The following is a 25,450-nucleotide window of genomic DNA, read 5'->3' on the forward strand; positions in this document are numbered from 1 at the left end:
GTGTCCTCATGCCGCTCGACGACCGCGATCCACCGGTACGGTAGGGCACATGTCACAGGCCCTCCGCACGTTCGGGCGCATCCTCGCCCGACACTGGCCTGCGCTCATGGCCTGGTATCTCGGGGGCGAGGCGCTGCATCGCGTACTGATCGAGCTCGCCGGCTTCGTCGGCGGTCACACCACGCTCGGGGGCCTGCTGCTGCTGCCGCTGGCGGTCGCCGCCCGACTCGTCGCGTACGTCGCGATGTATCTCACTGTGCGCCCCTCCTTGCCGCACAGCCGGAGGGAGGATGCCGGCGGCCTCCGCGAGTTCGCCTCCGCGACTCTCGCCGCGATCCTGCCGTTCTTCGCCTTCTACACCGCGTGGGGTCTGCTCGATGCCGACCAGATCGAGTTCTTCCAGATCGCGAGCGCGATCGCGCTGGCCGATTCCGGGTACGACCTCGTCCAGATGGGCGATCGCGGTGGTGTCATCGCGGTCGGCGTGCTGCCGGTGACGGTGCTCGTGATCGCGTTGATCGCACGACTGCTCTTCACGCGCTTCGCCGACCGGCTGCCGCGGTGGACGATCATCCTGGCCACCTATGCCGAGGTGCTGTGGACCTTCATGCTCTTCACACTCGTCGCACGGTGGTGGGTCAGCGTCCTGGACTGGTTCGGTGAACGAGAGGCGGCCGGGTGGCTGCAGAGCCTCGGCGACTGGTTCTCGGTGAACATCGAACCCATCGCCGCCGTATGGGAAGGGGCGACCTGGCTGGCCGGAATCCTCGTCGCCGCACTCCTCGTCCCCGCGGCCTGGCTCACGGTCGCCGGTGTGATCTTCGGCACGACCTTCGACTCGACTCCGCCGTTCGCACGCGTCGGCGGGGGAGCGGCGCGAGGGGCGGCCCTGAGCATCGCGCGCACGCTGGTGATGCGACTCGAAGGCCTCTGGGCTGCCGTCGCGGTGATCTGGCGTGGCGGGCCGTTGCTCTTCGGCGTCTACGCACTGGCCTACGCCGCGTGGGGCTTCGCCGAGCAGGCGGGCACCCGGGGAGTCCTGCTGCTGATCGGGGGCCACGAATCGTCGTTCTGGGCGGGGTTCTTCCCGCTCGTCACCGTCGCCATCGGTGCCGTCGCCGAACCGCTCAGGGTGGCGATCGTCGCCACGGCCTATGACGCCGTCATCGGCCGGCCCCGGTCTGGCCTCGACACCCGCCCGTCAGGGCTCGATGCGGAAGCGGGCGAGGTCGTCGTCACTGCCCTCGATGTCGAGCAGGAACGGGCCATCGGCGTCGTCGGGAAGCAGGAAGGTCAGCAGGATGCGGTACGACGCCGGCTCGGCGATGCATGAGCTCTCGCCCTCGTCGTAGGGCACATCGAGGTCTGCGCGAGAGCTGAGCCAGGTGCGATCGGCGTCGATCTCTGTGAGCGTCGTCTGTCCGCAGAGCGATGCCGCGGATCCGCCGCTCGACGACAGTCGGACGCTGAGGGTGCGGGTCCCCGCAGGCGCCTCGAACTCCGCCCATTCCGTGGGCCCGAGCGTGAGGGTCTGTCCGGCGATGTCGACCGTCGTGTCGGCGTCGATCACCCGATCCGTCGGCCGGATGCTCGGCGCGATGTCGAGCCATGCCGTGGCGCTGACCATCGCGACGGCCGCGATCGCCAACGCGATCAGCCCGGTCCGCTGCGTCCGCCACCAGCTCATGGGATCCGCAGTTCGGGGTCATCGAGCTCGAGACTCGGCGTGCGAGGAAGGTCGTCCAGTTCGACCGCGATCGCGATCACGTCGTCGAGCTCGGCGGTGAAGTACGAGGAGATGAGACGCAGGTCCGCCTGCCCCGATGTCAGATCCGCTGGCAGCTCGAAGGCCAGCGTTCCGACCGTGTCGATGCCGAGTCGCAGCGGGGTCGACGTCAGCGTCGCGTCGGGTCGCTCGCTGGCCTGGAACACGCGATCGTCGATCGTCAGCGTCGCGAGCCGGATGGCGGCATCCATCTCCGTGCGGGGCGCCGAGGCGATCACCGTCACGACGAGCCAGTTCCCCTCCGCGCTCCAGTCGCCACCGGACACCGCCACCTTGTCCGCGAACGTCGCGTCCGTCGCTGCCGCGATCAGAGTGCGGGATTCGACGGGGTCGCCGAAGGCACCACGCACGACGGTCGGACCGATGACGTCGTCATCGGTCGGGGTGACGGCGGTCAGCACGCCGGCCGCGACGACCAGCGCCGCGCCGACCAGCCAGGGGGTCGCGCGTCTCATCGTGTCTCCTGGGCGGTGACCGAGATGCGTGCGCTGAGGGCGGCGGGGCGCCACGTGACCGCTCGTGATGAGAGGATCACCGCTCCACGCTGGATCTGCACCTCGTGCACGTCGAGTGCGACGGAACCGTCGAGGAACGCGTCCTCGGGTATGGTCCAGGCGAAGGTCACCTGGCTGGGGACGCCCGGCTGCAGGATGACCTGGCCGGATGACCCGTCCGCTCGCCAGACCGCCACCGAGTCGCTCGCGGGGACGCCTGCGAGGTCCAGAAGCGGACGGCCGGTGTTCACGAACCCCGTGCTTATGCGGTCGACGGTGGTGCCGACTCCGATCGGAGCATCCGAGAGATTCTCCATGCGCGTGCTCATCACGAGCAGCTTCTCGCCGGGCTCCGCCTCGAGGTACTCCGACTCGACCTCGGTGGCGAACTCGGCGTCGAGCACGGTGATCGCGTACTGCGAGGTGCGCACTTCCTCATCCGCGCCGAGCAGCGTCGGCGAAGCCTCTGCACGGGCGAACCCGCCCATCGCCGCGACGACGATGGCCACGGCGGCGACCGCGACTGCGGCGAACCAGATCCATCGGGGCAGCTCGGCGATCCCGCGCGTCCACCGGGAGGCAGCGTGCCGCACGACCTGCGCGGGCGCCGGGCGCGAGGCCGCAGGCGTGGCGCCACCGTGATCCCCCGTCATGCTCACGGGGCCAGCATATCGATGTGCATTGCTGAGGCGACGGTCAGCGATCGCAGGTCTCGAACACGTACCCGTCGTCTGACGGCGTGACGAGGTCGCGGTCTCGCAGCACCATCGACGAGGGGGCGTCGTCGTCGGCGCACATCTCGTCGAACGACCGCGGCAGCTCGTCGGAGTACTCGATGTCGATCACGGCGTCTCCGTAGACGTCGGTGAATGCCCCGCACTCGTCGAAGACGCTGCACTCCTCGACGACGGCGAAGTCGAATCCTGCGTGCTCGCGCAGCACCGGTGCGTCTTCGGCGGCGTTCTTCTGCCCGGCCGCGAGTCCGGAGTCGTGCGCGACGTCGACCAGCAGCGCCGCGAGGGCGAGGTTGTCGTCGAGAGTGAGCGCGTCGTCCGAGCGGGTGTACGAGTCGAGGTTGTCGAACTCGACCGCGTCGAATCCCGACTCGGCGCACCCCTCGATCCACGGTCCGACGATCTCGGCGATGCGCTCGCGGCGCTCGTCCGTCGACGTGTCGAGCAGAGCCTCATCGGGCCAATCGGGGTCGAACACCGGCTCGCCGTCGCTCTGCAGCACGAGGTCGTCGGGCCAGGTGTCGAGCTCGCCCGGCTGGGTCTGGAATCCGTTCACGTAGCAGACCGAGTACAGCCCGTCGGCGGGCTCATCCGAGCGGTCGCGGCCGACGATGCCGACTCCGTCGGCGGGGTCGTAGCCGCCGCCGAGCTGATAGTCGGGGGTCGCCCCCGCGGGGGGAAGGGCGAACTGCGCCGGAGGGTCGGAGATGGTCGTGACGCACCCTGTGAGCGTGAGGACCAGCACGGCGATGGCGGCGACCGCGACCGTGGCGCGCCTCAGTGGCCGGCCCCGTACAGTGCGGCGATCTCTTTCGAACCCATCCCTTGAGAATACGTCTCATGCTGGGGCCAGCCGGCCGGGGAGTCCTCCCACTCCTCCTGTCGGCCGAAGGGCAGCAGATCGACGAGACCCTGCAGCTGGCTCATGCGCTCGGTGCCACGGCCGTTCGTGTGCCACGTGCGATAGACCGTGTCGCCGTCGCGGAGCAGCACGTTCACGCCGAAGCCCTCGTTCGGCCCGGCGTCCATATCGGCACCGAAGGTGCTGTCGGCGCTCGAATACCAGGTCATGCGGTTGCCCACCCTGTCGCGGTAGGCAAGTGCCTCATCGATCGGTCCGTTCGTCACGATCACGAAGCGGGCGTCGTAGTAGCGCTCGAGGAAGTCGAGGCGGGTGAACTGCGACGTGAAGCCGGTGCAGCCGGGACATTGCCACTCATTGCCGTCGGTCCACATGTGGTTGTAGACGATGAGCTGGCGGTGCTCGCCGAAGATCTCGGGCAGCCGCACCGGCCCGTCTTCTCCGACGAGCGTGTAGTCGGGCAGCTCGACCATCGGCAGTCGTCGTCGTTGTGCCGCGATCGCATCGAGTTCTCGCGTCGCCGCCTTCTCACGCACGCGCAGTGCGTCGAGCTCGCGACGCCACGTGTCGACGTCGACGACGGGCGGAAGGGGCGTCTGGGGCGTGCTCACGGTGGACCTCCGGGTGCTCGGTAGGACGATGCCCCCAGTGTGCGCCCGACCACCGACATCGTCAACCGATCGGCGAGGGTGCCCCGTCGACGGCCGGAGCCTCGGCCTCCTCGGCCGGATTGCGGCGGATGCCGATCCACGACACCACACCGCCGAGCACGAGCAGCGCGGCGGTGACCCAGGCCGCGTTGTGGAAGCCCGCGAGATCGAGCGTGCCGCCGATGATGGTCGACAGCATCGCGACGACGAGCAGCCCGGCGACGCGGGAGACCGCGTTGTTGACCGCGGAGGCGATGCCCGAGCGGGATTCGTCGATGGCGCCGAGGATCGCCGAGGTGAGCGGAGCCACGGTGAGCGAGAGCCCGAGGCCGAGCACGATCATCGCCGGCAAGACCTGCCACCAGTAGTCGAAGTCCTCGCGGACGAGCAGCAGCATCAGCGCGCCGACCGCCATGATGAGCGGACCGACGGTCATGAAGATGCGGGGCCCGAAACGACCGGCCCAGGATCCGGCGCGCGAGCTGACGAGGATCATCAGGATCGTCATCGGCAGGCTCGCGAGGCCGGCCGTCGTGGCACTGAGACCTGCGCCCTGCTGCAGGTAGACGCCGACGACGAAGCCGTTGAGCGACAGTGCGGCGTAGACGAAGAGGGTGGCGAGGTTGCCCCAGGCGAAGTCGCGCACCCGGAACAGCGACAGCGGCATCAGCGGGGAGGCCGAGCGCTGCTGGCGCACCAGGAACCAGGCGAACAGCGCCGCTCCGGCGACGCCGGGCATCCAGATCGCGGGGGACTGCCACCCGAGGTTCGGCTGCTCGATCAGCGCGAAGACCACAGCGCCCAGACCGATCGCGCACAGCGCCCCGCTGAGCCAGTCGACCCGCACACCGCTGGGGTGCTCCTTCAGCTTCAGGCGCGAGAGCAGCACGAGCGTGACGGCGATCGGCACCACGTTGATGAGGAAGACGAATCTCCACGAGAGGAAGTCGACGAAGAGCCCGCCCAGCAGGGGGCCGACCAGCTGTGCCGCCGTCGTGAACGCGGTCCAGACGCCGATCGCCCGCGACTGCACGTCGGCGCGCATCGTCGCCGTGATCAGCGCGAGCGAGCTGGGCACGAGCAGCGCACCCGCGGCGCCCTGCGCCGCGCGCGCGATGATCAGGATGAGGGGATCGGGTGCGGCGGCCACCGCGACGGATGCCACGCCGAAGGCGATCAGGCCGATGCGCATGACGAGCACCCGGCCGTAGGCGTCCGACAGCGACCCCGCGAGCAGGATCAGCGCGCTGAGGGTGATGAGGTACGCGTCGACCACCCACTGCTGAGTGGTGATGCCGCCGCCGAGCTCTCGGCTGATGGCGGGCAGAGCGACGGTCACCACGGTGCCGTCGAGGAAGGTCACGAAGGACGCGAGGACGGCGACGGATATCACGAGCCGCTGCAGCGGCGCGAAGCGAGAGGATGCCACACGGCGACACTACTGCCGCCAGGAGACCTCCGGGGCGGTCAGCGGGTCGCGGTGCTCGTCCGATACAGCTCGCGGAGTCCGGCGGCGCCGTCATCCGCGTAGGCGCGGTGCTGGCGCTGGGCGCCGGTGCCCTCGGATCGGAGGCGGGCGAGGCCGTCGACCACGAAATCGTCGTCGCCGAGCTGGGAGAGCGCCGGGCGCAGCCGTTCGAGCAGCCGGTCGGCGATCGTCCAGGCCGGTTCGATCGATCCGTTCACCGGGTCGACGAGGCGAGCATCCGTGCCGTATCTGGCCGCGGTCCACAGCGAGGCGTCGATCGCGTCGAGGCTCAGACCGTGACAGTCGTCGAGGGCGTCGCTCACCAGCAGCGCGCGAGTCAGGGCCACAGCGAGCAGCGTGTCGTCGACCGTCAGCTGCGCATCGAAGACACGCACCTCGACGGTGGGGAACCTCTCGGACAGGCGGACGGTCCATGACAGCGAGCTGGCTTCGGCGATGGCGCCCATCGAGACCAGCTGATCGACGTGCGAGCGGTAGTCGCTCAGATCGTGGAAGAGAGGAGGACTCCACGAGGCAGGAAGTCGGCGGATCAGGATGCTGCGCCAACTCGCGTAGCCCGAATCCCGCCCGTGCGCGAACGGCGCATTGCCGGTGATGGCGAGCAGCGGAGGCAACCAGGCCCGCACGCGGTTGACCACGCGGACGCGCTCCTCCTCGTCCAGCACCTCGACGTGGATGTGCAGGCCGTTGACCTCGTGCTCACGCGTGATCTCGACGAGCTGGGCGGACACCGCGTCGTAGTGGGGCGACGACGAGACCACGAGGCGGTTGGGCGAGATGAAGGGGGTGCCGGAGGCGGCCACGATCGATCCCTGCTTCGCAGCGACCTCGCCGAGAATCCCTCTCGTGCGACGCAGCTGCCCCTCGGCATCCGCTCGCGTGACGCACGGCTCGGTCGCCGACTCGAGCTGGCAGGTCAGATACTCAGGAGTGAGACCGGCGCCCGCCGCGTCGAGGATGCGCTCGCGCGTCTCGGGAGTCATGGCCGACGGCACGAGTGTCTGCTCGTCGAGGAGGACGAACTCCTCCTCGACACCGAACCGGGCCACAGACGCGGACCTAATGATCGCGCAGCGCCGAGATGAGCTCGGCCTTGCGCTTGCCGCTGTAACCGGTGAGGCCGATCTCCTTGGCGCGTGTGCGCAGTTCGTCGACGGTCCAGTCCTCGTAGTCGCCGTGCTCGCCGCCTCGGCGCCCGACCGTGCTGCGGCCGTCTCTGGCTGCGGCGTTCGAGATCCTGGCGGCCTTCTCCTTCGAGGCGCCGTCATCGCGGAGCTCTTCGTACAGCTCCGGATCCTTCAGTGAGTTGTTCCTGCGTCCTGGCATGTCGTCTGCTCCTCTCGCACGGCGGGAAGCCCCGCGTCAAGGCCCTCCGGTGACAGGCCCCGGGGGTCTAGGTTGAGTGACCGATGGGCGCACTCCCCCGCGCCCCCAAGAAGGGAAAGACCGATGAACATCCTGCTGATCATCATCATCGTGGTCGCCATCATCCTGGCGATCACCGGCGGGCTCGTGCAGTCCCTGCAGTTCCTCCTGTGGGTCGGCCTGGTGCTGCTGGCCATCGCGGTCATCGCCTGGTTGATCCGAGCGATCTCCGGCAGCCGCACCCGCTGATCCACGCAGTGAGGCCCGCTTCGGCGGGCCTCACTCCGTTTTCAGGGATCAGTCCCGGGAGGCGTCCCGCAGGCCGTCGCCGACGTTGTGTGCGGCGTCCTTGACGTTCTCTCCGGCCTGCTTGACCGAAGCCTTCGTCTGGTCGGCGCGACCCTCGGCTTCGAGGCGCTCGTTGTCGGTCGCCTTTCCGACGCCCTCCTTGATCTTTCCGCCGGCCTTCTCGGCTGCGTTCTTGATGTCGTCTGCTCCACTCATGGCGCGATTCCTTTCATCAGTCGATCAATGGATGTCCACCGTCGCACGGACCGAGAATCCTGCACACGGGATTGACAACCGCGGTCGGGCGTGACAGCGCCACCTCCCCGTCGACGCGGACGTCGGCGACGACTAGCCTGGCCCCAGGCGGGTGGTCCTGCCCGCTCTCACCTCGGCTGCGGTCGACGAAGGAAGCGGTAGAACATGGACTCGATGATGATGGGCGCCATGCGCTCGAACATGATGTCGATGCCCGACATGGCGACCATGGACATGTCGGTCATCCAGGCCTGCATGGACGCGTGCTCGGCCTGCGAGCAGGCCTGCACGGTGTGCTCGACGCAGATGATGGACTGCTCGCCGGCATGCATGAACTGCGCGGACATGTGCAACACCATGATGCGGTCGATGATGCGGATGCAGGGCATGACCCCTGCGTCGATGATGGCGATGCTCGACGCCTGCATCGCGATGTGTCAGACGTGCATGGATGAGTGCATGGCGCACGCCGACCACAGCGAGGTGTGCAAGATGTGCGCTCAGACCTGCAAGGACTGCATGGACGCGTGCATGGCCGTCAAGGACATGATGATGGCGGCCGCCTGAGCGGCAGCGAGGCGCACGGCGCCCTCAGGAGAGCGCGACGTTGAACTGCGTGCGACCGACGGCCAGCACGCCGTAGCGCACGTGCAGCGCGATCGGCGTGCCCGCAGGAGCCTCGAGCGCTGCGCCGCCGCTGTTCCACAGTGCGTGAGTCGCCCCGTCGAGGGTGCGCACGGTCAGCTCGCCGGTCGCCGCGTCGGCGTGCTCGACGATCGCGTCGGCCCATTCGGTCGGGGTCGCCGATGCGATGCGCGCTTGGATCAGGTGCAGCGCGTGACCCGCCTGGAACGAGGAGCACGCGAAGCCGTGGCGGCACATGCACGCAGAACGCTCACGCACCGAGAGAGGCGAAAGGCGGTTCAGCGGCGTGGACACGGTGGTCTCCTTCATGAGCGGACGTTCCGGCAAGAGTAGGTCGGCCGTGGCAGCGAGGAAACCCGAGCCGACATGCTCCGAAACAAACGGGCGTAGACTCTCGGGGTGCTGTTGTCGAAGAGCGCTCTCCGGATTCCGGATCGAGCGCGGAATGGAGCCGTGGGCGCGTTCAGCGCCACGGACAGAGGCTGACGATCGGCCGGAGGCGGAACATCCCGTCCCCGGAACCACGTCGTGCCCGGCATCCGTGCGGATGCCGTCCTCCATTCCTCTTCCGCCGCCCGCTGCGGCCCACACGAAAGCACCGACCCATGCGTCCCATCGACGAGCGCACCCTGCGCGCCTCCTTCATCAACGCCTCCCGCAAGGAGGTCTCCGATCTCACCCTGCCCGCCGGCTTCGCCGACCTCGACGTCGAGAAGCTCGACTACCTCGGCTGGGTCGACCCCAAGCTCCCTCGACGTTCCTATGTCGTCGCCTGGGTCGATGACGTCCTCACCGGCGTGATCCTGCAGCGCGCCGAGCAGCGCGTCACGGCCAGAGCCCAGTGCTCCTGGTGCGAGGACGTCACCCTGCGCAACGACGTGCAGCTGTACGTCGCCCGCAAGGCGGGTCCGGCCGGCCGCAAGGGCGACAGCATCGGCACTCTCGTCTGCGCGGAGTTCGGATGCTCGCAGAACGTGCGCGTGCTGCCGCCGCTCGCCTACGAGGGCTACGACCGCGAGCTCGCCCGCGAGATGCGCATCCTGAAGCTCCAGGAGCACGTGAGCGCGTTCATCGCGGGTGTGAAGGGCTGACGCCTCACACGATCTCGAGCCGGGCGACCGTCTCCTCCTCGTCACAGGCGCCGCCGACCCACAGGCGTTTGGCTCCTGCTTCGACCCGCTTGACGCCGTCGAGCCCGGTGAAGGCCAGCCGGTCGATGGGCACGTCGAACTCGACGATCTGCTCGGCGCCGGGCGCGAGCGCGACCCGCCGGAAGTCCAGCAGCTGGGCGACCGGACGGGTCACGCTCGCGACCTCGTCGTGCGCGTAGAGCTGCACGACGTCCGTCGCGGCGATCTCGCCGGTGTTGCGCACGCGCACCGTCGCCCGGAAGTTCTCCCCCGAGGTGACCGATGCGGGTGCGGTGAGCTGATCGTGGGCGAAGGTCGTGTAGCTGAGACCGAAGCCGAAGGGCCGCACGGGCGTGGAGTCGGCGCTCGTGACATCCGTGAGCCCGCCCAGCACGGGGTGCAGATACGAGTACGGCTGCGCTCCCGCCGAACGCGGCAGCGATACCGGCAGCCGACCCGACGGAGCGACGCGACCGCTCAGCAGCCGCGCGATCGCGGGGCCGCCCTCCTCGCCGGGGAAGAACGTCTGCAGCACAGCCGCGGGGATGCCCGCGGCTGCCTCGTTCGCCACGGCCGAGCCGTCGACTGCTCCGAGGCCGGTCATGGTCCCGGCGGCGCCCGCACGGGTCGGCAGCGCCCAGTCGAGGACGTACGGACGTCCGGTCATCGCGATGAGGATCACAGGAGTGCCGGTCGCGACGACGGCCTCGACCAGCTCGCGCTGGACGCCGGGGAGCTCGAGGTCCTCGACGTCGTTGCCCTCGCCCACGGTGCCTCGTCCGAAGAGGCCGGCGCGATCGCCCACCACGACGACGGCGACGTCGGCAGCGGAGGCGGCGTCGACCGCGGCGGGGATGCCGGAGCGATCGGAGCCCTCGACATCGCATCCGATCGCCGAGACGATCTCGGCGGCGGGGAACTCGTCGCGCAGCGAGCCGGCGACCGTCGGCAGATCGATGCCTGCGGGGGTGTCGGGGTGATGTGCGAGCACATGGTTGACGAACGAGTAACACCCCATCAGCGCTTCGGCGCTGTCGGCGTTCGGCCCGATCACGGCGATCCTCGCGGTGGTCGAGGGCGCGAGCGGCAGGGATCCGTCGTTGCTCAGCAGCACGATCGACTCCTCGGCGAGACGGCGCGCGAGCGCACGGTGCTCTGCCGGATCCAGGTCGATCGCGGTCGGAGGGGTGTCGAAGTCGGCATCCAGCAGCCCGAGCTCCTCCTTCTGCGCGAGCACCCGGCCCACGGCCCTGTCGAGGATCTCGACCGGGAGCCGACCGTCCCGCACCTGATCGGCGAGCGTGACGAAGGCGTCGGGCGAGGGCAGCTCGACATCGATTCCCGCTGTGAGCGCGAGCCTGGCGGCGTCCGCTGAGTCCGCGGCTGCGCGGTGCATGCTGTAGAGGAAGTCGACCGCGAAGTAGTCCGACACGACCACTCCGTCGAACCCCCAGCGATCGCGCAGGATGCCGGTCAGGTAGTGCGCGTCTGCCGTGACGGGAACGCCGTCGATGTCGACGTAGGAGTTCATCACGCTGCGGGCGCCGCCCTCGTGGATCGCCATCTCGAACGGCGGGAGCAGCACGTCCTCGATCTCTCGCACGCCCGCGCTCACGGGCGCGTGATTGCGTCCGGCCTTCGAGGCGGAGTATCCGATGAAGTGCTTCAGGGTCGCGTGCACGCCCTCCGACTGGAGGCCGCGGACATACGCCGTGCCCACCCGGCCGACGACCAGCGGGTCCTCGGCGATGCACTCGTCGACCCGGCCCCAACGGGGGTCGCGGATGACGTCGAGCACGGGAGCGAGGCCCTGATGGATCCCGAGTGCGCGCATCGATGATCCGACCGCTCGGCCCACCTCCTCGACGAGCTCGGGGTCGAACGCGGCGCCCCAGGCGAGCGGCGTCGGGAAGGTCGCTGCCTTCCAGGCGGCGAGACCGGTCAGGCACTCCTCATGCACGATGGCGGGGATGCCGAGTCTGGTCTGCTGCTTCAGGCGGCGCTGCTCGGCCCACAGCCACTCGGCGCGTTCCACAGGGTCGACCGGACGCGTGCCGTACACCCGGGTGAGGTGACCGATCCCGTGCTCCGAGGCGTCCTCGTAGCGGGTCGAGCTCTTCCTCTCGCCCGACATCGGCGCGACGACCTCGACGCCCTGGTCCACCCAGAAGCCGACGAGCTGCGCCTGCTTCTCCTCGAGGGTCATCCGCGCGAGGAGCTCCTCGACGCGGGGCGAGCGCGGCGCGGCGCCTGCGTACTGCGACATCTTGTTCTCTTTCTCGTTCTCGTTCTCGTCGACGTGTGGGGTCGCGACGGCGACCGTGTCAGCCCTTGACAGCACCGGTCAGCCCTCCCACGATCCGCCGTTCGAACAGGCTGAAGAAGATCAGCGCAGGGATCATCGACAGGGAGGTGAATGCCAGCACTTTCGCGGTGTCGACCGAGTACTGCGAGGCGAACGACTGCACGCCGAGCGGCAAGGTGAACGCCGAGGCGTCGTTGAGGATGAACAGCGGCAGCAGATAGCCGTTCCAGCTGCCGATGAACGCCAGGATGCCGGTCGTGATCACTCCCGGCAGGGAGAGCGGCAGCACCATCCGCCAGAAGAACCCGATGCGGCTGCATCCGTCGATGAACGCGGCCTCCTCGATCTCATCGGGGATCGCCCGGAGGAACGGCACGAGGATGATGATGGTCGTCGGCAGGGCGAAGGCGATCTGCGGCAGGATCACTCCGCCGAGCGAGTTCATCAGCCCGAGACTGCGCACCACGATGTACAGCGGCGTGATCGCCACGGTCAGCGGGAACATCAGGCCCGCGGCGAAGAAGGCGTAGAGCACGCCGCGACCGGCGAACCGGTATCGAGCGAGCACGTATGCCGCCATCAGCGCGAGAGCGACGGTGCCCACGGTGGTCGCGAGGGCGACGATCGTCGAGTTGCCCACGAGCCGCCAGAACACGTCGCCGGTGAGGACGTCGAGGTAGTTCGACACCACCCAGGGAGACGGGAACCCCGACGGGTCGGTCGTGATCTGCGCGTTCGTGCGGAACCCGCCGGTGATGATGTATGCGATGGGCGCGAGCATCAGTCCGACGGCGATCAGCGCGACGAAGTACACGGTCGGATGCGCCCACGGGAGCTTCGGCGTGGCGGTTCGACCCGGGCGTCCGAGACGTGCGGGTCGCTGGGTGACGAGCACCGAGGTGGCGGTCATCGGACGTACTCCTTCTGTGTGGTGGCGTCTGCACCGGAGTCGGCGTCTGCGTCTGCGACGGCATCCTGCGGGACGGCATCCTGCGACGCGCGCGACCGGGAGCCGCGCTTGCGACCCGAGGCACCCGTGAGGGCGCCGTCGGTGTCCTTGCGCAGCACCGCACGCTGATAGATGAGAGCGACCACGAGCGAGATGAGGAACAGGACGACCGCGACCGCGTTGCCGTAGCCGTAGTTGCCGGCGTTGCGGCCTTCGGAGACCATGTAGGTCGCCATGGTCGACGTACCCGCGGTGGAAGCGATGTACTGGCCCCAGATGATGTAGACGAGGTCGAACAGCTGCAGTGAGCCGATGATCGACAGGAACGCCCAGATGCGCAGAGTCGGCGCGAGGAGCGGCAGAGTGATGCGCCACTGGATCTGCCAGTAGGACGCGCCGTCGATCGCCGCCGCCTCGTGCAGCTCCTCCGGGATGCCCTGGAGGCCTGCGAGGAACAGGATGACCGCGAAGCCGATGTACTTCCACGTGATGATGGCCATCAGGGTCCAGATCGCGATGCCGGGATCCGACAGCCAGTCGGTGGCGAGGAACCCGAGGCCCATGTTCGTCAGCATCGCGTTGATCGCGCCGTTGGTCTGCAGCATCAGGCTCCACCCCGTGCCCACGACGACCTCGGAGATCACGTACGGGACGAAGATCAGCACGCGGATCAGCGACTGGCCGCGCATCTTGCGGTTGAGCAGCAGCGCCAGCACGATGGCGATCGGGCCCTGGAGCACGAGGGAGAACACCAGGATGAACCCGTTGTGCGCGAGCGCGTCGTGGAACAGCGGATCCTGGAGGATCGTGAGGTAGTTCTTCAGCCCGACGAAGTCGGTGGGAGGGCCGTAGCCCTGCCAGCTGAAGAACCCGTAGTACGCCGCCATCAGCACCGGGAAGATGACGAAGGCGAGGAACACGAGCAGGGCGGGCCCGGCCAGAAGGATCACTTCCAGCCGGGCACGCATGTCACGCTTTCGCTGCGGCATCCTGCACAGCCTTGACGAGGTCTTCCGCGCTGCTGTTGCCGGCGAGCAGGTCGACCACGGCGACGTTCAGCGCGTTGCCCACGTTCTGGCCGTAGACGGTGTCGAGCCACTGCGTCGCGTACGGGGCAGCGTTGTACGCCTCGAGGATCGTCTGCAGGTAGGGCTCGGTGACGGCCTCCTGAGCGACCGTGTTGACGGGCGGGGCGTTGAACGCCTTGTAGTACGCGGTCTGCACGTCCGAGGTGCCGATGTAGTTCAGGAAGTCGACGCAGGCGTCCGGTGCATCCACCGAGCACGAGTAGCCGTCGACGCCACCCATCATGGAGCCGGGTTCGCCGTCTCCGCCCTCGACCTCGGGGAACGGGAACCAGCTGAGGTCGGCCAGCGGCTTCTGATCAGGGGTGAGCGAGCCGATCACGCCGGGGTTCCAGGCGCCCATGAGCTCCATGGCGGCCTGGTGGTTCGCGATGAGGCCGGCCGAGCTGCCCGCGCCCTGCTGTGCGGGAGTCGTCAGGAATCCGGAGTTGAAGGGCTCGGTCTCGGCGAACGCCTGCAGGTCCTCACCGGCACGCACCCAGCAGTCGTCGCTGAAGTCCATCTCGTCCGCCGCGGCGGCGAGGGTGTCCGAGCTGCATTCGCGCAGCGCCAGCCAGTAGTACCAGTGCGCGGCGGGCCAGGCGTCCTTGGCGCCGAGTGCGATCGGGTCGATCCCCTCCGCCTTCAGCGCCTCGGTGGCGACCTCGAGCTCCTCGAGGGTCGTCGGGTTCTCGGTGATGCCGGCCTGGTCGAAGAGGTCCTGGCTGTAGAAGAGGCCGCCGGGCAACACGGCGACGGGCATGGCGTAGATCTTGCCGTCAAGGCTGTTCGCCGAGTACGACGCATCGGGGATCTCGTCGGCGGCCGGGCCGTCGATGGCGTCGGTGAGGTCCTTGAGCTGGCCGGCCTTGACCATCGCCGCCATCTTGCCGCCACCGCGCTGCAGGAAGATGTCGGGGGCGTCGCCCGAGTTGAGGGCGGTCTGCAGCTTGCCGTCGAGATCCTCGTTCTGGATCGACTGGATGTCGATCGTGACGCCCGGGTTGTCCTTCTCGAAATCCGCGACGGTCTGTTCCCAGAACTCCACTCCGGGGCCCGTCGTCGAGTTGTGCCACAGGGTCATGCTGGTGTCGCCGCCGTCACCGGAGCCGGACGAGTCCGCGGTGCAGCCCGAGAGCGCGAGCGCTCCGACGGCCAGGACCGTGACTGCGGAGGCGAGGGGGAGCCTTCTGCTGTTCATGTGATCGTTCTCCTCATCGAGTTGCGCGCCGCGTCACTGCGGGGCGCCTGCGGACACTCTGGTGAGACCGCAGTGGCATGAGTCTCCGGCGGACGCGCTCGATCGTCAAACGTTTTCGAAAACAGTTTCCATCGCGATCGGCGGGAGACTACGCTGGCGTCTCATGGGGGCACGCACGACGATCCATGACGTCGCGAAAGCGGCGGGAGTGTCTGTGTCGACCGTCTCGAAGGCGGTGAACGGCCGGTACGGGATCGCGGATGCCACGGTGCAGCGCGTACTCGACGCGGTGAAGGAGCTCGGCTACGAGTCGAGCCTCGTGGCGAGCAGCATGCGCGCGCGGCGCACCGGTGTGATCGGCGTGCTGCTGGCGGACTTCGAACCCTTCAGCGCCGAGATCCTGAAGGGCGTCGGCTCGGCCGTGCACGACACCTCCTTCGATCTGCTCGCGTACAGCGGTTCCCACCTCGGCGCGGGCGACGGATGGGAACGCCGATCCCTGAGCAGGCTCTCCGGCACGCTCATCGACGCCGCGATCATGGTCACGCCCACGGTCGTCAGCGCCGGCACCGAGATCCCCGTCGTCGCGATCGACCCGCACACGGGCCGGGCCGACCTGCCCACGGTCGAGTCGGACAGCTTCGGAGGCGCGCTCGTCGCGACCAGACACCTCATCGAACTGGGCCACCGCCGCATCGGCTTCCTCGCCGGTCGCCCCGACCTGCGCTCGGCCGGGCTGCGCGACGCCGGGTATCGCAGGGCACTGTCGGACGCGGGGATCCCCCTCGATCCGTCCCTCATCGGTGTTGGTCGCTACGAGCTCGACGCGACCAGGGAATCCGCCCGCATCATGCTGAGCGGCGACTCGCGTCCCACGGCGATCTTCGCCGCCAACGACCTCTCCGCGATCGCGGTCATCGATGTCGCCCACGAGCTCGGTCTGCGGGTGCCCGACGATCTGTCGGTGATCGGATTCGACGACGTGCCGGAGGCCACCAGAAGGGCGCTGCCGCTCACGACCATCCAGCAGCCGATGCGGCGACTCGGCGCGGTCGCGGCTGACATGGTGTTCACGCTGCTCGCGGGGCAGGAGGTCGACGAGATGCACGTGATCCTGCCGACGCGGCTGGTGGTGCGGGCTACGACCGCCCCGCCGCGGTGAGCTCGGCGCCGGTCGCGGAGCTTCCGGCCGCGGAGTGTCGCGTGACGTCGCGCACACGCCGCCACGCGGCATCCGATAGCTCTGTCGACAGCCTCTGGAACTCGGCGACGCTGCGCCGACCGGGCCACTCGGCCGGCAGCATCGACGGCGGCAGCCCCGGATCGACGTAGGGCAGCACTCGCCAGCGGTCGAGCAGCTGCACATACGCGGCGAACGGCGCGGTGGGCAGCGTCGCGAGCGAGGCCTGGAACGCGAGGTGCTCGGCGCGCAGCGACTCGAGGTCCCACCAGTCGGCGGCGGCCTCGGGCAGTGTGCGGGCCGTCGTCGGCGTGCCGGCCTGGAACAGGGTCACCCACTCGCTCGCTTCGAGGTCGTCGACGATCTCCTGCACCTCGCCCTGCAGATGCCCCGGACAGATCCACAGCGCAGGCGAGACGACACCCGCCCCGATCCACTGCAGGCGACGGCGAAGCTGGTGTCGGGTGGCTCGCGCGCTCTCGGGCATCGAGAACGAGATGAGGCACCAGCTGTCGGCATCCGTCATCTCGCGCATCTCGAAGATGCGCCGATCGCCGCGCTCGAGCATCGTCGCGGCATCCGGATTCAGCAGATACCCGGCCGCGTGCCTGCGCTCGGCGAGCAGCAGTCCCTTCTGCTTGAGACGGGTGACGCCGGTGCGCGCCTGCGCCGTGGGGATCCCGAGATCGCCGGCGAGGGCGACCAGGTCGGCCGTCGAGATCCAGCCGCCGAGAGGTCGCAGATACAGCCCGACCAGAGTGCGCAAGAGGGAGGCGGTGCTGCCGGGGCGCGCATCGATGTCATCGAGCACGGGGCCTGTGGTCGCCTCTGCGCGGTCAGCGGTCATGCGACTCCAGTGCGTCGCGCACGGCGAGGACGCCGGTGAGCGTCTCGACATACGACGTGCTGAGAGGGGAGAGCCCCAGACGGATGCCGTCGGGGAAGCGGAAGTCGGGGATGATGCCGTCGGCCCACAGTCGCTGCGTCACCGCGCGGAAGTCGGGGTGGCCGATGGTCACGTGGCTTCCGCGCTGTGCGGCGTCGCGGGTGCTGAGCAGGCGCACGCCGAGAGGCGCGAGCACCTCGTCGTGGGCGCGGACCGCGAAATCGGTGAGCGAGAGCGACTTCTCACGGATCGCCTCGACCGACGCCTGCTCGATGAGGTCGAGCATGCCCTGCATCGCGAGCATCGAGGTGATCGGGGGAGTGCCGCTGAGCAGCTGACGGATGTCGCCGGCCGGCTCGTACTGCGGACCCATCGCGAAGATGTCGGCGGCGCTCCACCACCCCTGGATCGGCTGGCGCAGCACGCCCTGATGCTCGCGCCGCAGGTAGGCGAACGCGGGGGAGCCGGGGCCGCCGTTGAGGTACTTGTAGGTGCACCCGACGGCCATGTCGACGCCCCAGTCGTCGAGCTGCATGGGGATCACGCCGGCCGAGTGGCACAGATCCCACATCATCAGCGCGCCGACCTCGTGCACCGCGGTGGTGATCGCCGGCATGTCGGCGAGGGCGCCGGAGCGGTAGTCGACGTGGCTCAGCGACACGAGCGCCGTCTTCGCAGAGACCGCAGCGACCACATCGGCCATCTGCACCCCGAGCACCGGATCGGGCTCGATCCACCGCACCGTCATGCCGGTCTCGGCGGCGACGCCCTCGGCCATGAACCGGTCGGTCGGGAAGTTGCCCGCCTCGATGACGAGCTCGGTGCGCGAGGGGTCGGCGGTGGCGGCCGCGCGCATCAGCTTGTAGATCAGTACGCTGGTCGAGTCGGCGACCACGGTCTGACCCGCGGCGGCGCCGAGGGTGACACGTCCGATACGATCGCCGAGCTCCATCGGAAGGACCATCCACTGCTCGTCCCACGAGCGGATCAGGCGGGTGCCCCAGTCGTCGCGCACGAATGCGGCGAGCTTCTCGGGGGTGTCCTTCAGGGGCCGGCCGAGCGAGTTGCCGTCGAGGTAGGCGCCGACGCCGGGCGCTTCGGCGAAGGCGGAGAGATGCGAATGCAGCGGATCGGCCGCGTCGAGAGCCTGCGCGAGGTCGAGGAGGGTGCTGTCGGCGGTCGGAGCGGCGGTCGTGGTCTCGGGTGAGTCGGTCATGTCATGCCTTCAGATCGGCGCTGGTCAGCGGGCGGGCGAGTGTCGGGTCGGCGTCGATGCCGGGGAGTCTCAGGAGCAGAACGGCGGAATCGAGCGGGTCCAGCGGCGCGAGAGCGCGCAGGAGGTCATCGCCCGCGATGCCTGCCTCGCGGAGCGCTGCGAGCTCGGCGGGGTTCAGGCCCACGGGCGTCGGACCGTTGCCCATATCGGTGCCGTAGAGCACCATTCCGCCGGCGGCGTGGAAGCGGCGGACGTTGTCGACCGCGGTGGCTCGCTCCTCGCTGTCCGCATCGTGGATCGCGAGCGTCGAGATCCACGAGACGGATGCCGCCTGTCGGGCGATCTCGTCGTCGGCGAGCCGTTCGGTGAACGGTGCATGGGCGAGACGGGCGGCCCCGAGGCGAGCGGCGCGCTGCGCCTGGCCCGGTCCCTCGGCATGGGCGACCACGGACAGCCCGCGGGCCGAGGCGGCGTCGACGATCGTGCGGAACAGGTCGTCGTCGAAGACGGGGCCTGCGGTGGCGTTGCTCGCCACCTTGATGCAGGATGCCCCGGCATCCGCCATCGCGGTGACGGCCGCGCGCGCCGTCTCTGCGTCCGTGATCTCGCGGAAGGATCCCGTGGGGGCCCAGGCGCGGTCACTCGGGTACCCGCCGACGGGAGTGAGGAATGCGCCGGCGAAGTCGACCTGGACACGGTGCGGGGCGTCGGTTCGCCGGAACTCCGGCATCCCCGCGTCGACTCGGCGGACATCCGCAGAATCCGGGATGGTGTGGCGCAGATCTCCGGAGTCGTGGGGCGACGATGCCCGGGACAGCGCTTCGATGACGGCCGGGTCCGCGCCGAGGTCGACCACGCGGCCCAGAGTCGAGCTCGCGAGCAACGTGTGGTCGATGAGCTGAAGGTGCACGTGGTGGTCGGTGAAGCCGCCGATGACCACGCCGTCCAGACGGGGCAGATCGCGGGCGGGAGGCTCGGCGCGGAGTCGCATCCGCTCGCCGTCGCGGTCGATGATGCCGTCGCGCCATCCTTCGCCCTCGAAGAAGGTCGCCGCGTGCATCAGCCGCCGATCTCGGTGCGCACGGTGTAGAGCTCGGGGAAGAACGTCAGGTCGAGGGCGCGCTGCAGGAATCCGACTCCGCTCGAGCCGCCGGTGCCGACCTTCATGCCGATCGTGCGCGCGACGGTCTTGAGATGACGGAAGCGCCAGAACTGGAAGTTGTCCTCGAGGTCGACGAGGTCTTCGCACGCTTCATACAGATCCCAGTGCTGCTGGTGGTTCTGGTAGATCTCACGGATGGCCGGCACGAGTGCGGGCGTTTCGCGGTAGGGGAGACGCACGTCCCGGTCGAGGATCTCGGTCGGGATCGGGAGGCCGCGTCGCGAGGCGTAGCGCAGGAACTCGTCATAGAGCGTCGGCTTGTGCCATTCGGCGGTGAGCAGCGCGAGGTTCGCGGGGTGGTCGCTGAAGACGCTCAGCATCTTCTCGTTCTTGTTGCCCAGCGCGAACTCGACGGCGCGGTACTGCACCGACTGGAAGCCGGAGGAATTGCCGAGCGCTCCGCGGAACTGCGCGTATTCGGTGGGCGTGAGCGTCGCGAGGATCGCCCACTGCTGGGTCATGACGTCCTGGATGCGCTTGACCCGCGCGACCCTCTTCAGCGCCTCACGGAGGTCGTCGCTCGCGAGCAGCTGGCGTGCGGACGACAGCTCGTGCAGCAGCTGCTTGAGCCAGAGCTCGGTCGTCTGGTGCTGGATGATGAACAGCAGCTCATCATGGTGCTCCGGGACGCTGACGGGATTCTGGGCGGTGAGCAGCTGGTCGAGCGACAGATACGACCCGTACGTCATGCGTCCGGACAGATCGGTGACGATGCCGGCCTCGAGCTCGCGCTCGTTGTTCTCGGTGCTCATGGGTCGCTTCCTGTCGTGACGGACAGGAAGAACATATAACAATCGTGGCGAGCGTCACAATAGTGAAATGTCGCGCGGTGGGACCGGCTCCGCCGAGGTCAGAGCCTCGGCGTGCGCAGCGGGGGAGTACGCCGCTCGCCGGGTGCGCCGACGGCTTCGAACCCGGCCGCGAGTCGCAGCAGCGACGAGTCGTCGTAGGCGCGGCCGGCGAACGTCAGGCCGATCGGCATGCCGATGTCGGCCATCAGACCCATCGGCACCGTCACGGTCGGAATGCCGAGATGACGGATGGTCAGGTTGCCGTTCGCGATCCAGGTGCCGTTGCGCCAGCCGAGGTCGGCGGATGACTCGTTCACATCCATGTCAGCCGACCCGACGTCGGCCACCGCGGGGAAGACGACCGCGTCGAGCTCGAGCTCGTCCAGCCACTGCTCGAGGTCGACCCGGCGGGTCTCCTCGAGCCCGCGGAGGCCGTCCGGCAGCTCGGGCATGTCCTCGAATCCGACGCCGGGGTTCTCGCGCACCCATTCCGGGTACTCGGCGATGTCGTCGTCGAAGCCGGTGTAGCGGTCGGGCAGCGCACCCTCGGGGTGGGGGAAGATCGATGCCCCGTCGACCTCCGCGAGAGTGCGCAGCCGCGGGTCGCCGTTCGCCCGCAGGAAATCCTCCCAGGCCCAGGCCGACAGGTCGACGATCTCGCGGTGCAGGTACTCCGGCGTGACGAGCCCGCGGGTGGCGATGGTCGGGGCGCCGGGTCGATCGCCCTCGTAGTTCGACACCACCGGGAAGTCCACGTCGACGACCGTCGCGCCGGCCGACTCGAGGCTCCGTCGGGCCGCCTGCCACCGGTCGATCACGGACGGACGCGTCGCGATGCGCCGGCCGGTCGGGCCGCCGATGCCCGGATCGTCGGCGGTGCCCGCGTCGGAGTCGGCGTTGATGTACATGCGCGGGATTCCGATGCGAGCGCCGTCGAGAGCTGCCGCCGCATCGGTGGACAGCGCGCGGTACGACGCGGGGCGGACCTCGGAGGACTGCGGCAGTGACACCCACGGCTGTGCGCGCCAGAAATCGCCGCGGACCTCGGCGTCGTCGGCGACGATCACATCGAGCACCTCCAGCAGATCGGCCATCGTGCGGGTGTGCGGCACGACGACATCCATCGTCGGCACGAGCGGCCAGTTGCCCCGCGTCGAGATGACGCCTCGCGAGGGCGTGTAGGCGCACAGGGCGTTGTTCGTGGCCGGGCCGCGACCGCTCGACCAGGTCTCCTCGCCCAGACCGAACGCGCCGAAGCTGGCAGCCGTCGCCGTGCCGGAGCCGTTCGACGACCCGGAGGCGAAGGGCGCGGTGAGGAAGTCGGCGTTGTAGGGGCTCTCGGCGCGGCCGTAGACGCCGCGCTGCATGCCGCCGTTCGCCATCGGCGGCATATTGGTCAGCCCGAGGCAGATCGCGCCTCCCGACCGCAGGCGCTCGATCGTGAACGCGTCGCGCTGCGCGACGAGGTCGGCGAAGGCGGGGCTGCCGGCGGCCGCCGTGAGCCCTCGCACGAGATAACTGTCTTTCGCCGTGTACGGGATGCCATCGAGCGGCCCCCGCGTCTCGCCACGGGCACGTCTCGCGTCCGATGCCTCGGCCTCCGTGCGTGCCTCGGGATTCGCGACGATGATCGCGTTCAGAGCCGTGTCCGTATCGGGGCCGTCGTAGGCGGCGATGCGCGCGAGGTAGGCGTCGACCAGTTCGACGGAGGTGGCAGCGCCCGTCTCCAGCGCTCGTCGCATGTCGGCGATCGACGCCTCGACCACGTCGATCATGCGGACACCCCCACGCTCGGCTGCTGCTGGGTGATGCAGTGGATGCCGCCGCCGCGGTCGAACAGCGGGCGCGCGTCGACGGTGACGACCCGGCGGCCGGGATAGACGTCGGCGAGGATGGCCCTCGCGGCGGCATCCGCCTTCTCGTCGCCGAACCCGCACGCGACGACGCCATCGTTGGTGACCAGATGGTTGACGTAGCTCCAGTCCACGAACCCCTCGCCGTCGCGCAGGGTCGCGGGCGCGGGCAGGTCGACGATCTCGAAGCGGCGACCGGCGGCATCGGTCTGATCGCCGAGGTGCGCGCGCAGCTCGCGGGTGACCTCGTGGTCGGGGTGCGCGGGATCCTGCTGATCGTGCAGCAGCAGCCGACCGGGGGAGACGATCGTCGCCACGATGTCGACGTGGCCGTTCGTGCCGAAGTCGTCGTAGTCGCGGGTGAGGCCCCGGGGCAGCCACACGGCCTTCGAGGTGCCGAGAGTGCGGGCCATCTCGGCCTCGACGCGGGCCTTGTCGGCGTAGGGGTTGCGGCGCGGATCGAGCTGCACGGTCTCGGTGAGCAGCACGGTGCCCTCGCCGTCGACGTGGATTCCGCCGCCCTCGTTGACGAGGGTCGAGCTCACGAGCTCGGCGTCGACGGCCCCGGCGATGATGCGCGCGTGCTGCGCCGCCTTCTGCCACTGCGCCCAGGCCGGTGCGCCCCACCCGTTGAAGATCCAGTCCACCGCGCCGAGCACGCCGGGTCGCTCGTCGTCGATGACGAACGTCGGCCCGGAGTCGCGCATCCAGAACTCGTCGACCGGCGCCCCGACGATGTCGATGGCACCGCTGAGCATCCGCCGGGCGCGGGCGATCTCCGCCGGGTCGACGATCATCGTGACCGGCTCGAACTCGGCGACCGCATGGGCGACGGCGGTCCAGGTCTCGTAGCCCTCGTCGCGCTCGGCCGCCGTCTCGCCGAGCGTCGGCCCCTCGGCGGGGAACGCCATCCAGGTGCGGTCGTGCGGTGCGGTCTCGGCGGGCATGTGCCAGGCCATGGTTGTCTCCCTCGCTGCTGATCACGACCTCGGCAACGAGAGTCGCTGTCGCTATTGAACACGCGATCAACGAGTGATACGGTAACCCGTGATGAAGACCACGTCAAGAGCCGCCGCACCGCGCAGGCTGCCGCCGGAGGAGCGCGAACGCTCGATCCTCGACGGCGCCGTATCGCTCGCCTCGGAGAGCGGCCTCGAGGCCCTCACCGTGCGAGCCGTCGCTGCGCGGGTCGGCGTCACACCCGCTCTCGTCGCCCACTACCGGCCCGTGATGGAGTCGTTCGTCGCCGAGGTCTTCACGACGATCGTCGCGGCCGAGCGCGAAGAGGTCATCTCCTCCTACGACCCGACTGTCGACCTGCGCACGAATCTGCTGCGTCTCATCGAGACGCTGCTCGACGACTCGCGCGACGACGTGGCGATGGTGTGGGTGCAGTCGTGGGCGCTCGGAGCCCGCAACGAGGCGCTCGGCACCCGGGTGCGCACCGAGATGGACCTCTGGCACAGCGCCCTCGAAGACCTCATCGCCCGGGCGATCGCCGAAGATCCGGCAGTGCGGGTCGATCCCGATTCGTCGGCGTGGATGCTGCTCGCCATGGTCGACGGGATGAGCGCCCACTCGCTCGTGCACTGGGCGCCGCGCGATCGGGCGGCACTCGCTCGCCGCACCCTCTCCGCCGTGCTCGATGTCCCCGTGACGGACGTTCCGGAGCCCTCCGTTCCGGTGTCGGACGATCTCGAGCCCGGCGCAGCGCGACGGGCAGCACAGCCCGCACAGCCCGCAGAAACCCTCAGGTAAGGACAGCTCATGGGAGCAGAACGCATGCACGCGGCCTCGGCCGAATCGACGGCGATCGTCGATGCAGTGCTCGACTACTCGCGCCGGCGGATGCTCGCGGCCGATGTGCCGCTCGACAAGCCCCAGTCGCCCGCCGAGCTCGACCGTCTGGTCGGCACGACGATCACCGATGCGGGTCTCGGATCGCAGCGGGCGCTCAGCGTGTTCGAGCACATCCTCGCTCCCGCCTGCCTGACGACGAGCCACCCGGCGTATCTGTCGTTCATCCCAACGGCGCCGACCATCGCGTCGATCGCGTTCGACCTCGTGGTCTCGGCATCCGGCCTCTATGGCGGCAGCTGGCTCGAGGGCGCAGGAGCCGTGCACGCCGAGAACGAGGTGCTGTCGTTCCTCGCCTCCGAGTTCGGCCTTCCCGACACCGCGGGCGGGGTGTTCGTGCAGGGTGGCACGATCGGCAACCTGTCGGCACTCGTCGCGGCGCGCGAGGCGGCGAAGGCGAAGCTGCTCGACGCGGGCAAGGAGCTGCCTCGTCGCTGGAAGATCGTGTGCAGCGTCGAGGCGCACTCCTCGAACAAGTCGGCGGCGAAGGTCATGGACGCAGACGTGCTGCTCGTGCCGGCCGGAGACGACGGCGTGCTGAGGGCGGACGCGGTGCGCGACGCACTCGCCGAGCACGGCGACGAGATCTGCGCTGTGGTCGCCACCGGCGGCTCGACCAACTTCGGCATCGTCGACGACATCGCCGGCATCGCCGCGCTGAAGGACGAGTTCGACTTCTGGCTGCACATCGACGGCGCGTACGGGCTGACCGCCATGCTGGCCCCCGAGGCTCGGGGTGTCTTCGCCGGGGTGGAGCGCGCCGACTCGGTGATCGTCGATCCGCACAAGTGGCTGTTCGCGCCCTTCGACTGCTGCGCGCTGATCTACCGCGACCCCGATGCGGGTCGTCGCGCGCACACCCAACACGCCGAATACCTCGACACGCTCACCGACGCGGGCGACTTCAGCCCGTCGGACTACTCGATCCAGCTCACCCGGCGCCCCCGGGGGTTGCCGCTCTGGTTCTCGCTCGCGACGTACGGGGTGACGGCCTATCGCGAGGCCGTGAGCGCGACGCTCGCTCTGACGCAGCGGATCGCCGCCGAGATCGCCGCGCGGCCCGAGCTCCGTCTCGTGCGCGACCCGCAGCTGTCGGTCGTCGTCTTCGAACGCGAGGGCTGGGAACGCGGCGACTACGACCGGTGGTCCGACGAGCTCCTCGACTCGCAGCGTGCGTTCGTCGTGCCGAGCTCGCACGGAGGCCGCCCGAACACCCGCTTCGCGATCCTCAATCCGCTCACCACGTTCGACGACCTCGTCGGCATCCTCGACACGATGAAGTAGGCAG

At 69.2% G+C, this 25,450-nt stretch carries 27 protein-coding genes; 7 read left to right on the forward strand and 20 right to left on the reverse strand.

The annotated features are described in order from the left end of the window. Window positions 1-49 precede the first annotated feature (49 nt). On the forward strand, window positions 50-1,333 hold the full coding sequence (locus tag BEP68_RS13105; RefSeq protein ID WP_187250254.1) for a hypothetical protein: 1,284 nt from the start codon (window positions 50-52) through the stop codon (window positions 1,331-1,333). Window positions 1,334-1,683: 350 nt separating this feature from the next. On the opposite strand, the gene BEP68_RS13110 is transcribed toward BEP68_RS13105, so the two are convergent. The 7 genes from BEP68_RS13110 to BEP68_RS13140 all read right to left on the reverse strand — a co-directional run bounded on the left by BEP68_RS13110 (window position 1,684) and on the right by BEP68_RS13140 (window position 7,341). Beyond that, complete coding sequence (locus BEP68_RS13110; protein ID WP_187250255.1) at window positions 1,684-2,241, reverse strand: hypothetical protein; 558 nt, start codon at window positions 2,239-2,241, stop codon at window positions 1,684-1,686. Beyond that, window positions 2,238-2,939: a hypothetical protein gene (locus BEP68_RS13115; protein WP_053097617.1), complete on the reverse strand. Its 702-nt coding sequence runs from the start codon at window positions 2,937-2,939 to the stop codon at window positions 2,238-2,240. The genes BEP68_RS13110 and BEP68_RS13115 overlap by 4 nt, the downstream gene beginning before the upstream one ends. A 37-nt stretch (window positions 2,940-2,976) precedes the next feature. Then, entirely contained in the window at window positions 2,977-3,756 is a 780-nt protein-coding gene (locus BEP68_RS13120) for an endo alpha-1,4 polygalactosaminidase (RefSeq protein WP_261987862.1), read from the reverse strand. Between the two features lie 35 nt (window positions 3,757-3,791). After that, window positions 3,792-4,487 carry a DUF899 family protein gene (locus tag BEP68_RS13125; protein ID WP_187250256.1) on the reverse strand — a complete coding sequence of 232 codons (696 nt, stop codon included), beginning with the start codon at window positions 4,485-4,487 and terminating at the stop codon, window positions 3,792-3,794. 61 nt (window positions 4,488-4,548) lie between these two features. Then, entirely contained in the window at window positions 4,549-5,955 is a 1,407-nt protein-coding gene (locus BEP68_RS13130; RefSeq protein WP_187250257.1) for an MFS transporter, read from the reverse strand. Window positions 5,956-5,993: 38 nt separating this feature from the next. Further along, window positions 5,994-7,064, reverse strand: coding sequence for a YbdK family carboxylate-amine ligase (locus BEP68_RS13135; RefSeq protein ID WP_187250258.1), 1,071 nt, complete (start codon window positions 7,062-7,064; stop codon window positions 5,994-5,996). A gap of 10 nt (window positions 7,065-7,074) precedes the next feature. After that, on the reverse strand, window positions 7,075-7,341 hold the full coding sequence (locus tag BEP68_RS13140) for a Rho termination factor N-terminal domain-containing protein (RefSeq protein ID WP_056279581.1): 267 nt from the start codon (window positions 7,339-7,341) through the stop codon (window positions 7,075-7,077). A gap of 123 nt (window positions 7,342-7,464) precedes the next feature. Between BEP68_RS13140 and BEP68_RS13145 the strand changes: the two genes are divergently transcribed. Next, a complete protein-coding gene (locus BEP68_RS13145) occupies window positions 7,465-7,629 on the forward strand; it encodes a hypothetical protein (protein WP_167347464.1) in 165 nt (54 codons plus the stop codon). A 48-nt stretch (window positions 7,630-7,677) separates the two neighbouring features. On the opposite strand, the gene BEP68_RS13150 is transcribed toward BEP68_RS13145, so the two are convergent. Both BEP68_RS13150 and BEP68_RS18240 read right to left on the reverse strand, forming a co-directional pair. After that, the gene (locus BEP68_RS13150; RefSeq protein WP_187250259.1) at window positions 7,678-7,884 is read right to left on the reverse strand and encodes a CsbD family protein; all 207 of its coding nucleotides are present in this window, start codon (window positions 7,882-7,884) and stop codon (window positions 7,678-7,680) included. Window positions 7,885-8,051: 167 nt separating this feature from the next. Next, window positions 8,052-8,312, reverse strand: a complete 261-nt coding sequence (locus BEP68_RS18240; protein WP_261987847.1) for a hypothetical protein — start codon at window positions 8,310-8,312, stop codon at window positions 8,052-8,054. Between BEP68_RS18240 and BEP68_RS18245 the strand changes: the two genes are divergently transcribed. Beyond that, window positions 8,311-8,490, forward strand: a complete 180-nt coding sequence (locus tag BEP68_RS18245) for a hypothetical protein (protein ID WP_261987848.1) — start codon at window positions 8,311-8,313, stop codon at window positions 8,488-8,490. The two genes, BEP68_RS18240 and BEP68_RS18245, sit on opposite strands and share 2 nt — an antisense overlap. 24 nt (window positions 8,491-8,514) lie before the next feature. On the opposite strand, the gene BEP68_RS13160 is transcribed toward BEP68_RS18245, so the two are convergent. Then, entirely contained in the window at window positions 8,515-8,862 is a 348-nt protein-coding gene (locus BEP68_RS13160) for a hypothetical protein (protein ID WP_187250261.1), read from the reverse strand. Window positions 8,863-9,173: 311 nt separating this feature from the next. Here BEP68_RS13160 and BEP68_RS13165 point away from each other — a divergent pair, with 311 nt between their 5' ends. Further along, window positions 9,174-9,659: an FBP domain-containing protein gene (locus BEP68_RS13165; protein WP_053097609.1), complete on the forward strand. Its 486-nt coding sequence runs from the start codon at window positions 9,174-9,176 to the stop codon at window positions 9,657-9,659. A 4-nt stretch (window positions 9,660-9,663) separates the two neighbouring features. Here BEP68_RS13165 and BEP68_RS13170 read toward each other — a convergent pair whose 3' ends face one another. The 4 genes from BEP68_RS13170 to BEP68_RS13185 are packed head-to-tail and all read right to left on the reverse strand — an operon-like array spanning window position 9,664 to window position 15,217. Then, window positions 9,664-11,964: a beta-glucosidase family protein gene (locus BEP68_RS13170; protein WP_261987863.1), complete on the reverse strand. Its 2,301-nt coding sequence runs from the start codon at window positions 11,962-11,964 to the stop codon at window positions 9,664-9,666. Window positions 11,965-12,022: 58 nt separating this feature from the next. Further along, the gene (locus BEP68_RS13175; protein ID WP_056279587.1) at window positions 12,023-12,913 is read right to left on the reverse strand and encodes a carbohydrate ABC transporter permease; all 891 of its coding nucleotides are present in this window, start codon (window positions 12,911-12,913) and stop codon (window positions 12,023-12,025) included. Continuing rightward, window positions 12,910-13,941, reverse strand: a complete 1,032-nt coding sequence (locus tag BEP68_RS13180) for a carbohydrate ABC transporter permease (protein ID WP_082297874.1) — start codon at window positions 13,939-13,941, stop codon at window positions 12,910-12,912. Before BEP68_RS13180 ends, BEP68_RS13175 begins: the two co-directional genes overlap by 4 nt. Beyond that, the gene (locus BEP68_RS13185) at window positions 13,922-15,217 is read right to left on the reverse strand and encodes an ABC transporter substrate-binding protein (RefSeq protein WP_187250262.1); all 1,296 of its coding nucleotides are present in this window, start codon (window positions 15,215-15,217) and stop codon (window positions 13,922-13,924) included. The genes BEP68_RS13180 and BEP68_RS13185 overlap by 20 nt, the downstream gene beginning before the upstream one ends. Window positions 15,218-15,380: 163 nt before the next feature. On the opposite strand from BEP68_RS13185, the gene BEP68_RS13190 reads away from it, so the two are divergent. Next, a complete protein-coding gene (locus BEP68_RS13190) occupies window positions 15,381-16,379 on the forward strand; it encodes a LacI family DNA-binding transcriptional regulator (protein WP_053097606.1) in 999 nt (332 codons plus the stop codon). On the opposite strand, the gene BEP68_RS13195 is transcribed toward BEP68_RS13190, so the two are convergent. From BEP68_RS13195 to BEP68_RS13220, 6 genes are all read right to left on the reverse strand, one after another. Then, window positions 16,357-17,244, reverse strand: coding sequence for a PaaX family transcriptional regulator C-terminal domain-containing protein (locus BEP68_RS13195; protein WP_072591741.1), 888 nt, complete (start codon window positions 17,242-17,244; stop codon window positions 16,357-16,359). The genes BEP68_RS13190 and BEP68_RS13195 overlap by 23 nt on opposite strands. Further along, window positions 17,234-18,499: a kynureninase gene (locus BEP68_RS13200; protein WP_187250263.1), complete on the reverse strand. Its 1,266-nt coding sequence runs from the start codon at window positions 18,497-18,499 to the stop codon at window positions 17,234-17,236. The genes BEP68_RS13195 and BEP68_RS13200 overlap by 11 nt, the downstream gene beginning before the upstream one ends. Window position 18,500: 1 nt before the next feature. Further along, entirely contained in the window at window positions 18,501-19,559 is a 1,059-nt protein-coding gene (locus BEP68_RS13205) for a hydrolase (RefSeq protein WP_187250264.1), read from the reverse strand. Next, on the reverse strand, window positions 19,559-20,413 hold the full coding sequence (locus BEP68_RS13210; RefSeq protein WP_053097603.1) for a tryptophan 2,3-dioxygenase: 855 nt from the start codon (window positions 20,411-20,413) through the stop codon (window positions 19,559-19,561). The genes BEP68_RS13205 and BEP68_RS13210 overlap by 1 nt, the downstream gene beginning before the upstream one ends. A gap of 98 nt (window positions 20,414-20,511) precedes the next feature. Continuing rightward, window positions 20,512-22,227, reverse strand: coding sequence for an amidase (locus BEP68_RS13215; protein ID WP_187250265.1), 1,716 nt, complete (start codon window positions 22,225-22,227; stop codon window positions 20,512-20,514). Continuing rightward, a complete protein-coding gene (locus BEP68_RS13220) occupies window positions 22,224-23,264 on the reverse strand; it encodes an agmatine/peptidylarginine deiminase (protein WP_187250266.1) in 1,041 nt (346 codons plus the stop codon). Before BEP68_RS13220 ends, BEP68_RS13215 begins: the two co-directional genes overlap by 4 nt. A gap of 91 nt (window positions 23,265-23,355) precedes the next feature. Between BEP68_RS13220 and BEP68_RS13225 the strand changes: the two genes are divergently transcribed. Further along, on the forward strand, window positions 23,356-24,063 hold the full coding sequence (locus tag BEP68_RS13225) for a TetR/AcrR family transcriptional regulator (protein ID WP_053097600.1): 708 nt from the start codon (window positions 23,356-23,358) through the stop codon (window positions 24,061-24,063). Window positions 24,064-24,072: 9 nt separating this feature from the next. Then, on the forward strand, window positions 24,073-25,446 hold the full coding sequence (locus BEP68_RS13230) for a pyridoxal phosphate-dependent decarboxylase family protein (RefSeq protein ID WP_053097599.1): 1,374 nt from the start codon (window positions 24,073-24,075) through the stop codon (window positions 25,444-25,446). Window positions 25,447-25,450 lie beyond the last annotated feature (4 nt).

This window comes from Microbacterium sp. 4-7, from assembly GCF_014332665.1.
In the GTDB taxonomy this organism is placed as follows: domain Bacteria; phylum Actinomycetota; class Actinomycetes; order Actinomycetales; family Microbacteriaceae; genus Microbacterium.